The sequence below is a fragment of the Segatella asaccharophila genome (genome assembly GCF_054687055.1).
On sequence record NZ_BAACAN010000015.1, the window covers coordinates 62,085 to 73,747 of the forward strand.

The following is an 11,663-nucleotide window of genomic DNA, read 5'->3' on the forward strand; positions in this document are numbered from 1 at the left end:
TTTTTCATTAATTCCATCTATCTTTGCATAGATCGTACTATAAAAACATTAAATCTGATACCGATACCATGCAAAGAACGCTGCTTTTCGTTCTGGCTTTGTCCTGCACACTTTCCTGTTATGCCCAGAAGACCTATCCCTGGGAGCATGATCTCAGCGAACTCCATCAGACAGAAGATTTCCAGAATGTAGCTTTCGAAGATGACTATGATGAACTCGAGGAAATAGCGGAACATCCCTTCAACATCAATACAGCCAGCCGCGAGCAACTGGAGCGGCTGCCGTTCCTGACTTCCCGGCAAATCGAGGATATTCAGGCCTACGTCTACCAGTACAAGGGAATGAAAAGCCTCGGCGAGCTGGCAATGATTGAATCCCTGGACTATGAGCAACTGCAGCTCCTGCCTTATTTTGTCTATGCAGGCCCAGACACGCCGGGCAAGTTTCCTTCCTTACAGGAAATCACCAAATTCGGGAAGCAAGAAGTTATAGCAGCCCTCAAGATCCCTTTCTACCGTCGCAAAGGTGACCGGAAGGATTATTTAGGATACCCCTATAAGCACTGGATCAAATACCAGTTTCATTACAGCAGGTTCATCAAATTAGGTTTTGCAGCCTCGCAGGATGCAGGTGAGCCCTTCTTCGCAGGCAAGAATAAATGGGGCTATGATTACTGTTCCCTCTATTTCCAGATCCAAAGACTCGGCCCAATTAAGAACCTGACCTTGGGACGGTACCGCCTGGACTTCGGAATGGGACTGATCCTCAACAACAATTTCGGATTAGGCAAACTCGCTGCACTTTATCATCTCGGGCAGAGCAACGGCCGGATCCGGCCTCATTCCTCCCTATCCGAAGCAAACTATCTGCAAGGTGCAGCAACTACTGTCGCACTCACCCGGCAGTTGGATCTTTCAGCCTTCATCTCCTGCCGGAAAATCGACGCGACCCTTAATAACAACTCCAACACCATCGCTACAATCCTCAAGACAGGCTACCACCGCACCTCCAAAGAGATGGAAAAGAAACACAATACAACAGAAACGGTTTCCGGGGGACATCTCAACTGGTTTCACGATGGATTTCATGCCGGCATAACAGCCTTCTCTTGCCACTTTAACAAAAGACTCGAACCTAAAACCAGCACCATCTACCGTCACTACTATCCCGCCGGAAAATCTTTCTATAACCTGAGTGCAGACTATGGCTATCTCAGTCGGCGTCTGACCCTTCAAGGAGAGACGGCTACAGGTGACTGCCATGCCGTTGCCACCCTCAATTCCGCATCCGTTTTGCTCACAGATGAACTCTCACTCATGGTTCTCCAACGGTTCTATTCTTACAAATATTATTCCCTGTTCAGCAACAGCTTCAGCGAAGGCGGACATGTCCAGAATGAAAGCGGACTCTATATCGGTGCGAACTGGTCCCCATCCCGTCACCTTACCTTAATGTCCTATACTGACTATGCCTATTTTGCCTGGCCGAGTTATCGTATGCCAGCCGGCGCACATGCCTGGGACCAGTTTTTCTCTATCAGTTGGACTTCCAGCAACTGGCATATCCTCACACAATACCGACTGAAGATCAAAAGCAAAGACAACCAGGGGAATACAGCATCCGATCAGTATATCCAGCAAAAAGGAAGAATCGCAATAAGATATGCCAGGGGATCCCTCTCTTTTAACACCCAACTTGACCTGTCGGATTATCACTTCGGAAAGCGCAGTAGAGGATATATGAGTTCTTATAACCTAGGCTATACTTATAAGAGCACCACTATTGAAGGAAATTTTGACTACTTCCATACCCATGATTATGACAGCAGACTCTATGTCTATGAACCAGGACTACTCTACCAACTCTCCTTTCCTTCCTTCTATGGTCACGGCATCCGCTATGTATTAATGGCTAAAACCACCCTCTTTAAAAATGTTCTGATCATCCAGAAGATTGGAACAACAGACTATTTCGACAGAAATCATATCTCCAGTAATGACCAACTTATCAATAAAAGTGCTATGACGGATATGGAGATTCAAATAAGGTGGAAATTCTAATCAACCCCCGGAAGGGGTCTGTTCCATTTTTCCATATTATCGATCTAAATTCATGATTAAAGGAACTTTTTCAAATAACTATCTACACAAAATTAAATATTAGGAAATATTTATCCTGAAGATAAAAGCATCTTTATCTGTTTTTTATTATCTTTGCAACGTTTTTGTAATCTATTAAACAAATGAAGTCAAAGGCTTTTTCTTACTATATTCTGTCAACACTGTTTCTCGCAGCATTACTGTTCAGTTACATTCTGTTTGATACAACACGGCAGATTATGGATTTCTCCGGTTGGGTTTATTTTATCCTTTCCTGCCTGAGCCATTCTGCTCTCATTATATCAGCATTATTCCTCGTATTTTTCATCCCGGAATACTTTTTAGGCGCAAAGAAACTCGCCCGGATACTTATTGTCACGGCAACCAGTCTGACGTCTGTGCTCTGTCTGATCAACCTGCAAGTATTCAGACTCTACAGGTTTCACCTGAACGGGATGATTATGAATATGGTATTCGGTCCCGGATCAGGAGAGATCTTCAATTTCAGTCCCTGGCTTTACGTAAAAGAATCCCTCGGTTTCCTGATCGCCATCGCCATCAGCATCGGCCTGTGGTTCCTGACCCGGAGAGTCCACCTCCCCAGGCGATCGAAGATCATCTCTGTCTGCTTCCTGGTCCTCTGCCTGCTGACAGCCAACATCATGCATATCTATGGCGCATTCGTACAGAAACCTTCCATCATAGCCAGCACACGTATCCTACCCTATTATTTTCCACTTGAGGCCAATCGCAAACTGGTCAAGATGGGATTCAAGCAGCCTCCGGAAGCCCAAATTCTCCATGAAAAAGCAGGCGGGGACGAAATCAATTACCCCCTTCATTCCTTAAGGGTAAGCCATGCAGAGAGGCCGAACATTATTTTTATTCTCATTGATTCCTGGAGCAAGCGTACCCTCACCCCTGAAACAATGCCATCCGTGTACCAGTTTGCCACGGAAAACCAATGGTATGACAACCATTTCAGCAGTAGTAATGGCACCCGCTATGCCGTTTTCGGACTCTTTTTCAGTGTCCCTTCAATCTACTGGAACGCTATGGAAAGTGGTCATATCAGCCCTCTGTTTATCAATCAACTGTTACAAGAAGGCTATGGCATTCATATCCACGCCAGTGCGACTCTGGAGAATCCGCCTTTTGCACGTATCGTCTTTCAACGTGTCCCGCATTTACAAACTTCCACACCGGGCAACACCCCATACGATCGTGATGTCCGCATCACAAACGACCTGGTCAGAGAGCTGCCGGCCCTGAAACGCTCCGGGAAACCATTCTTCTCCATGGCCTTTTATGACCTGGCTCATGCCATCGCACTACCAACCAGCAAACAGGGAAAATTCAAGCCAGCCTGGACTTTTGCAGATTATTCCAAATTGAACAATGACATGAACCCCACCCCTTTCTTTAATCTCTACAGAGACTGTGTCAATGAAATTGACCAACTTATCGGGCAGATCTTTACCGCCCTTAAGAAAGAGGGACTGTATAAAAACACCATCATCATCGTCACAGGTGACCATGCACAGGAGTTCAATGAGAATCACAAGGATTACTGGGGACACAACGGCAACTTTTCCCGTTGGCAGGTCAGCACACCCCTGTTGATACATGTTCCGGGCATGAAACCTCACAAATATCATTACCGGACTACCCATTATGACATTGTACCTACGTTGATGAACCGTTGCCTGGGCGTGCAAAACCCACCTTCCGATTATAGTTTCGGCCATTACTTATGGGATCGCCAACCCCGGACCTGGGAAGTCACCGGCGGGGATCTACAATATGCTTTCATTATCCAGGGGGATACCATCCTGAACCATGAAGGAGACGGCTCCCTGAATGTGACGGACAGCAGGCTCAACCCTGTACCAGATTATCACATTAATGTCCTCCAGTTCAAGAAAGCAATGATGCATCTCAACCGTTTCTATAAAAGATAGCCGGCTAACCTCAGCCACAACAGAAGATCGGGAACAGTCACCTGAGGAGAAGACTGAATTTGCTCTTTTTCTTCTATCGTATGCCCCAGTTTCCAATCTTTTATTACCTTTGTAAGTGAATTAACTTTCAGAGATATGGAAAAGAATTCATATATCAAATCTTTTCCGGACCTGATGTCCGGAAAAAAGATCATGTACCTCCATGGTTTCATGTCTTCCGGCCAGACCGGTACCGTCAAATTGCTGAAACAGCTGATGCCGGATGCTCACTTCATCTGCGAAGACATTCCCCTTCATCCTGAAGAGGGATTTACCTTTCTTCAACAACTGGCTGAAAGGGAAAAGCCCGATCTGATTATCGGCTCCTCGATGGGAGGGATGTACGGGGAACAACTTTATGGCTTTGACCGGATCCTGGTCAACCCGGCTTTCCAGATGGGAGAGACCATGTCAAGCCTGACCGGCAAACAGACATTCATGAACCCGCGCAAAGATGGCGTACAGGAATTTATGGTGACAAAATCCTTAATCAAGGAATATACGGAATTCTCTCATCACTGTTTTGCGTCCGTGACGCAAGAAGAACAAAATCGGGTGTATGGACTCTTCGGAGACAATGATCCTGTAGTGCATACCTTTGACCTGTTCCACCAACATTATCCGAACGCCATCCGTTTTCATGGCGAACACCGGTTGATCGACAAAGTAGCCTGGCACTATCTCATTCCGGTTATCCGCTGGATTGATGACAAGCAGGAGAATAGGGAAAGGCCGATCATCTATATCAACTATGAAGCGCTGCATGATCAATATGATCATCCTACCTCAAGCATGCACAAGGCTTACGAAGCACTACTGGATAATTATCAAGTGTATATCGTTGCCACAGCACCTGACTACGATGTGAAAGAGACGGAGAAAGTCCGTGCATGGATAGAAGAATACCTGAGCGCTCCTGCTTACCATCATACCATTTTCACCCATCGAAAGAGCGTGCTCTATGGTGACTATTTCATCGATCCGGATCCGGATGAAAATTTTATGGGTACGAATTTGAAATATGGCAGTGATGAATTCAAGACCTGGGACGAGATCATCACCTATTTCAGCAGATTAGGAGGACAATAGAGAATTTCACCTACTTCTTTTCATACAAATGAACTACTGACTCTGCAAATTCTTTTTTCCCCACAGCAGCACGAAGGCGCATCTTTAATCTGTAATTATAAATCGTCTGAGGAGAATAATGTAAAAACTGGGCAATACTGATACTGTCAGTGATGCCAATGCTGATCAAGGCATAGATCCTCAATTCCGGGGTCAGTCCACCATTTTCAGTCAACGACTGTTGACTGTCTGATCTTAAAAGAGCATTAAAATGCTTCAGAAAATCCGGAAGAGAAGAAAGAAAGGCTTTGTCAAACTGTACATAAAACCGGTGAAGATATTTGTCCTCAGCATTGTCAGAAGCCAATTCCCTCCTGACTTTATTCACCTTTCCAGCTGTGATCAAATTGAAAATCGATTTCCTGAAGTTTTTCACATCGGAGATATATTCCGATACAAGTTTATATACATCTATAAAATTACTGTTCCGGTAATCGATCTCCTCCTTTAGTTGAACGTTGTTTTGCTTCAACTGGCCTTCTATCGCATTCTTTTGATCTACCACCGTATGCAGCTGCTGGTTCATATCCTCCATTTTGGAAAGAGCTATGGCCAGATGATGCCTGCGGGAAATAACGACATAAAGCAAAACCGTAATGACAACTGCGGACAGAGAAAGCAGTAAGACAATCCACATCAACTGGAAATTTCTGTGTCGGAGACTATTGACGGCACTTTGAGTAATCTCCTGATGAGCATTCAAGATCGCCAGACTTCTGCCATAATCCTTATAATAATAAGCATTGTCTGTACACACCATCAGATAATTGAATGCCCGTGTACTGTTTTTATTGACAAAAGGAGTTCGTATCAGAGTGACCAGTGACTGAGCCTCCCGGTTAACGGAAGCTACATCATTAATAGCTGAACGAATCAGCCAATGACAATACAATCCCTGTCTGCCTTCCCGATGATACGTCCGGGCAATGGCATACGCAAGCATGGCAGCCTGGATGGAAGGTTCCTGTGTTTTCGAAAAATCAACAAAAAGACGATTCCGATTATTACACCCCAGAATACTATTCCTGTAATAATCATATACCCAATTGTCAGGATTCAAATATTTACTGAAATTGTTCCAGCATTCTTCTCTGGTCATACTAAACTTATCATCCGTTCCTTCTGTAGATATTTGCTGACGGCGCATATAGAACTCGAGATACACCATCGCCATCTTCGGCTGGACGAACCGCGGAAGACTATCTATAGGCCCCATCTCATCAATTTTGATCTTGGCCTTATAATAATCACCGCTGAGAATAGTCAGCAACAGGGCATCTATCTTTGCCTGAAGATACTCTGGGCGCATGCCCCCTTCCAAAGCATACCTCTGACTCATACGAGAATAATAAGCTGCCGAGTCAGGGTTAAATTTCATGTATTCATCATAGAGTCGCTTGCAATACACATACTTGTCAGACACTGTGGTACACGATAACATCTCTCTCTTGAGATTAACAATATTCCGCTCTTTATTGTTAATAATTTGAGAACGATCAGCTACGACTGAATCCAACTGTTCAAAATCACTTTCCAGGCAAATCTCCTGTTTTGACTCACGACAAGACACAATAGAGAAAGTACTTAAGACAAAAGGTACTAACCTAAATAAAGTAACAGAAAGTCCACTCTCCACAAATTTTGAACAATTCAATAGTTTCATGGTGCTAATTGCTTTGTCTTTGCAAAGATACCACCTTTTATTGACTTTATACTATTTTCTTTTGATTTATTAAAGGGAAAGATTTCCTAAAGTTCTTCAAAGTGTTTATTCATCAGAAGCAGATTTTATCAAAACCTCAAAGATCGTAAATCTTCTGGAGATCTCCACAACAGATCTGCCGGACCCCATAAAAGTAAAAACAGGAAAGAGGGGAAAGACGAACTAATACCCGCTAATATCCATCATGAATTAAATAGTTCAAATCTCTATGACTGAACTTCCCCAGAAATTGTATTAAAGAACAAGTTTCCTTCCCGATATTTAATACTAAGATACTGGTGATGCTTCCTGCTTTCTCATAAAACAAGACCTGAGAGATGTCCATACCTTCTCTTTCAGAAACCTCAACCTGATAGCCATCCTCTTCAAAATGTGCAGTAGCCTTGACAAAATCCTGTCTCATTCTGGGAGAACACTGATTCAAGTTAAGTTCCTTCACCGTATCCGTCTCATTCATCATATATATTTCCTGAGGCCTGCTTGACTCATTAAACTGTGACTTCAGCAGATGCTTTGGAGTGACAACATAGCTTGCATGCCTCATCTGCTTGAATTCCCGGAAGATCGTCTCTACCCTGGCATTCTGCGCAATCCCAGTCATACAGATCAACAGATAAACTGATATAATCATTATTCTTTTCATTGCTTAATCAATTAAGAGAACCACAAAGCCGACAGTCACGAGTAATTTCATCTTTACTTCTCATTGTCAAACAGTTTCATCACATTAGCTGGCGGCCGATGTGCATCCAGTTCTTTCTTCATAAAGTCCATATAAGGAGCAACATGCTTGAAAAAACGATAATATCCCTTACATAGATAGTTCAATCCGAACTCACCATATTTATCCTTAAGAAATCTGTTTTTAGGGCATTCGCCATTACAGGCAAACAGGAATTCACACTCCCGGCATTGCCGTGGCAAACTCTTATATTTTGCTTTCCCAAAGTCTTGCTGCCGCTTTGAATACAACATTTCCGTCAATGTCTTTTCATGCAGATTCCCTAATTTATACTCAGGATAAACAAAGTGGTCACAGCAATATACATCACCGTTGAATTCCATTACCGCCGCATGCCCACATTCCCTGGCCATATCACATATCCCCGGAGCGACCCCTGACCAATTGGCAAGCGTAGCATCGAAGAGTTGGATATAATAATCTCCCACATCTTCCCTGACCCATTCATCAAAAATCGTGCAGAGGAAATTCCCCCATTGCTCAGCCGTTATAGAAAAGTCAGCCAACTTCCCCTGCTCCTGCATCCCCGGTGCCAGGGTAAGTCCATCCGTCCTGTTTACGATACGCTCTACAATAGGAGTAAACTGGATATATTTGCAATGAATATCCTTGAAAAAATGATAGAAATCCAGAGGATAGTCGGCATTGAAATCATTAATGACAGCAAGCGCATTCCACTCTACACCATGCTTATTGAGCAAGCGGATTCCATTCATTACTTTCTGAAAAGACGGCTTCCCGCTTCTGGTCCGACGATATTCATCATGAAACTCCTGTGGCCCGTCAATAGATACACCGACAAGAAAATTGTTCTCCTTAAAGAACTCACACCATTCATCAGTGAGTAACGTCCCATTCGTCTGGATGCAATTGTCAATCTGCCTGCCCCCGGCATACCTCTTCTCAAGTTCCAATGCCTTTTTATAAAAGGATATAGGACGCATCAACGTCTCACCACCATGCCAGGTAAAAAGAACCTGCGGCAACGTCTGTGACTCAATATAATCCTTGACAAACTTTTCAAGGAGTTCGTCAGAGATGACACGATCCTTATATTGCTTATACAGGTTGCCCTTCTCCAGATAATAGCAATACTTACAAGCCAGATTGCACAAAGAACCCGCAGGTTTTAACATTACATATAAAGGTCTTCCGAAAGGAACAGCTGTTGACGTCATCTTGTTTGTTTTGATAGTTATAACACTACAATATTAGTAATTTTTTAAAGAATAAAGTCCTTTAATGCAAGAAAATTTAGTCCCTCGGCAAAGAAATCCGTATATTGAAGAGCCTCCAAACACGGATTATCCTTGACGAGGTAAGGATCAATATTCCGTCACATTCAGTTTCTTCCGGTATCCATTGAGTAACTTTTTCAAATAACCGGTTATCTTCTGTGTCCCTGCCTGACCATAAATATTATTCAATTCATGCGGGTCGTTCTTCAGATCATACAACTCATAGGTATCCAGATCCGGATCATTATGAGTAATATACCCCGTCTTGTCAAGCATCTGGAGGACGCCATATTCTGTCGTTCCAGGAGTGGTCTGATATTTTGATGTAGCACCCTTTAAGCCACCTTTTCCATAGAAATGTATCAACTTATATCTTTCAGTCCTCACACCATCATGCTTACGAACCATGTGGAATGTGGGATAATCATAATAATGATAGTATAAGCTTTTTCTCCAGTTGGCAGGCGTTTTACCAGTAAACAGAGGTTCAAGAGGCAGTCCGCTCATCGCCTTCAGTTGCTTTATTCCGGCTAACTTTAAGAATGTAGGAGCATAATCTATATTCTGGACCATCGCATAGCATTTTGTTCCCGGTTTTATGTGTCCGGGATAGGATATGATCAACGGTGTCCGGAAAGATTCTTCATACATGAAGCGCTTGTCAAACCAATTATGTTCTCCTAAATAAAAGCCTTGATCAGATGTGTAAATAATAATCGTATTCTTCAGCAAGCCATGAGCTTTAAGATAATCAATCAATTCGCCGACACCGTCATCAATGCCTTTTACACAACTCAGATAATCACGGAGGTAATGCTCATATTTCCATTCATATAAAGCATTACCGGTCAGATGTTGTGATAAGAATTTCTCATTTCTGGGTGTATAGTAATCCTCCCAGGCAGCACGCTGTTCAGGGGTCATCCGGTTAAGTCCTGCCATCAGGAATTTATAGGATAACCGGTCATAAGGAGAAGTAAGGGAATCCTTCAACTGTTCAATCTTCATATCCTGAATCAACTCCATGTCTTTAGATATAGACATTTTCTGAGTATGTGCAGCAGAACATCTTGTCCGATAATCATCATAAAAAGTTGAAGGAATCGGAAAGTTAGTCTTGTCATACATTCCCAAATATCTCAGATTAGGCATCTGATTCCTATGAGGAGCCTTAAAGTGCACCATTAAGCAAAAGGGCTGTTTTGTATTCCTATGGTTTAAGAATTCCAAAGCATGTTTAACTACAAGATCCGTACAGTATCCTTGTTCTCTGACAAATTTCCCATTTGTATCCGTCCCCTTGAAATCCGGATTATAGTATTCTCCCTGTCCGTTAAAGATATGATAATAGTCAAATCCTTTTGGAGTGCACATCATGTGCCATTTACCAACAATTGCTGTCTGATAATTTGCTTTCTGCAGCAGTTCGGTAAAGAAAGTCTTTGTGCTGTCAATACCCTCCCACAACTGCTTCTGACCATTCTGGTTGCTATATAGACCCGTCATGACACAGGCACGACTTGGAGTAGATAACGAATTTTCGACGAAAGCACGTTCAAAAATCATTCCGTTATTGGCTATCCTGTCAATATTGGGAGTTGGAGCCAACCTTGACACATCACTCCCATAAGCACTGATCGCATTATAGGAGTGGTCGTCACTCATAATATATAAGATATTGGGCTTTGGTGCTTTATTTCTGTCCGGTACACCTTTTGTGTGTGCTCCAGCGGTAACGGTAAGTAACGAAGACATGACGACCGCTATATTCCTGTTAAAAATCATACTTAATCCTTTAAGATATTCTTAATTACAACCTAGTTGGTTAGAGTATTTATATCAAACAATACCCGATTATAAAATGAATTCTAAAATCCTTTCAAGGATGAAGGCGGATATTGGCATACCATGCTAACATCCACCTTGCTCATCCACATTAATAATTATTTTACCGTAAATAGAACAGGCTCACATTCTTTCCAGCCATACCGGACGGCTTTAACATATAAGGTAGTGCCTGCCGGGAACGTTAAGGCTTTCGTATAAAGTTCATAAGTTTTACCATCCAATGACCATCCGATAGAGGCATTCTCTGTAAAATTGGTCACATATACCTTATGATTTATTGAATCCTGGGATACAAAAGGCTGTTTGGTAACACGTTGCTGACCATTTTGGTCTAACAACTCCGCTCTCATTTGAGCTTCCGGCAGCAAAGTTCCGTCATTCCCCTGGTCCCTCCAGCAATCCAGCGTATCGCGGAACTGTTTGATCACATTTTTATACTCAGGATCATGAATTGCATTATGGAATTCATTCGGATCAGTTGTCAAATCATAAAATTCTTCAGCAGGACGATCTTCATACCAGGATTTCATTTCTGGCCGCAAAGTGCCATTTTTATAAGCAGCATTCAGATCACGCGCTGCACGAACAGCATTTCTGTAATCCAATTCCATTCCATTAGGATCTTTGGTCAGGTTACGGATATATTCATATTTCTTATCCTGGACAAAATAAGATTGCCATTGAGCTATATCCTGGCGAGCCCGATTTGCAAAAATATATTTTCTTGCCTGGGGATGTTCCTGGGATAAATCAATCCCTTTCATTCGAAAATGTTTTTATTGCGAACAGCCTATAAATCGGCTATTCAGGTTTAACTTATTTGTTTTGACACAATAAAAGAATAAGCAGGCTGCGGTATGCTGTCTGCGGCTATTGGCTTAGGCA

Annotated in this window: 8 protein-coding genes; 3 read left to right on the forward strand and 5 right to left on the reverse strand. The window is 42.8% G+C overall.

Annotated features, from left to right (window positions below):
• The first annotated feature begins 68 nt into the window (after nt 1-68).
• The 3 genes from ACYRYG_RS09410 (at nt 69) to ACYRYG_RS09420 (ending at nt 5,188) form a co-directional block, all read left to right on the forward strand.
• On the forward strand, nt 69-2,060 hold the full coding sequence (locus ACYRYG_RS09410) for a helix-hairpin-helix domain-containing protein (protein WP_293427974.1): 1,992 nt from the start codon (nt 69-71) through the stop codon (nt 2,058-2,060).
• 182 nt (nt 2,061-2,242) lie between these two features.
• The gene (locus ACYRYG_RS09415; RefSeq protein WP_293416381.1) at nt 2,243-4,060 is read left to right on the forward strand and encodes a sulfatase-like hydrolase/transferase; all 1,818 of its coding nucleotides are present in this window, start codon (nt 2,243-2,245) and stop codon (nt 4,058-4,060) included.
• A gap of 135 nt (nt 4,061-4,195) precedes the next feature.
• Nucleotides 4,196-5,188, forward strand: coding sequence for a YqiA/YcfP family alpha/beta fold hydrolase (locus ACYRYG_RS09420; protein WP_460198050.1), 993 nt, complete (start codon nt 4,196-4,198; stop codon nt 5,186-5,188).
• Between the two features lie 10 nt (nt 5,189-5,198).
• Here ACYRYG_RS09420 and ACYRYG_RS09425 read toward each other — a convergent pair whose 3' ends face one another.
• From ACYRYG_RS09425 to ACYRYG_RS09445, 5 genes are all read right to left on the reverse strand, one after another.
• On the reverse strand, nt 5,199-6,890 hold the full coding sequence (locus ACYRYG_RS09425) for a DUF6377 domain-containing protein (RefSeq protein WP_460198051.1): 1,692 nt from the start codon (nt 6,888-6,890) through the stop codon (nt 5,199-5,201).
• A gap of 232 nt (nt 6,891-7,122) precedes the next feature.
• Nucleotides 7,123-7,593, reverse strand: a complete 471-nt coding sequence (locus tag ACYRYG_RS09430; RefSeq protein ID WP_460198052.1) for a DUF4252 domain-containing protein — start codon at nt 7,591-7,593, stop codon at nt 7,123-7,125.
• Nucleotides 7,594-7,646: 53 nt separating this feature from the next.
• Entirely contained in the window at nt 7,647-8,870 is a 1,224-nt protein-coding gene (locus ACYRYG_RS09435; protein WP_293429595.1) for an anaerobic sulfatase-maturation protein, read from the reverse strand.
• 147 nt (nt 8,871-9,017) lie between these two features.
• The gene (locus ACYRYG_RS09440; RefSeq protein ID WP_293427968.1) at nt 9,018-10,715 is read right to left on the reverse strand and encodes a sulfatase family protein; all 1,698 of its coding nucleotides are present in this window, start codon (nt 10,713-10,715) and stop codon (nt 9,018-9,020) included.
• Nucleotides 10,716-10,873: 158 nt separating this feature from the next.
• Nucleotides 10,874-11,542: an alkaline phosphatase family protein gene (locus tag ACYRYG_RS09445; protein WP_460198053.1), complete on the reverse strand. Its 669-nt coding sequence runs from the start codon at nt 11,540-11,542 to the stop codon at nt 10,874-10,876.
• Between the last annotated feature and the right edge of the window lie 121 nt (nt 11,543-11,663).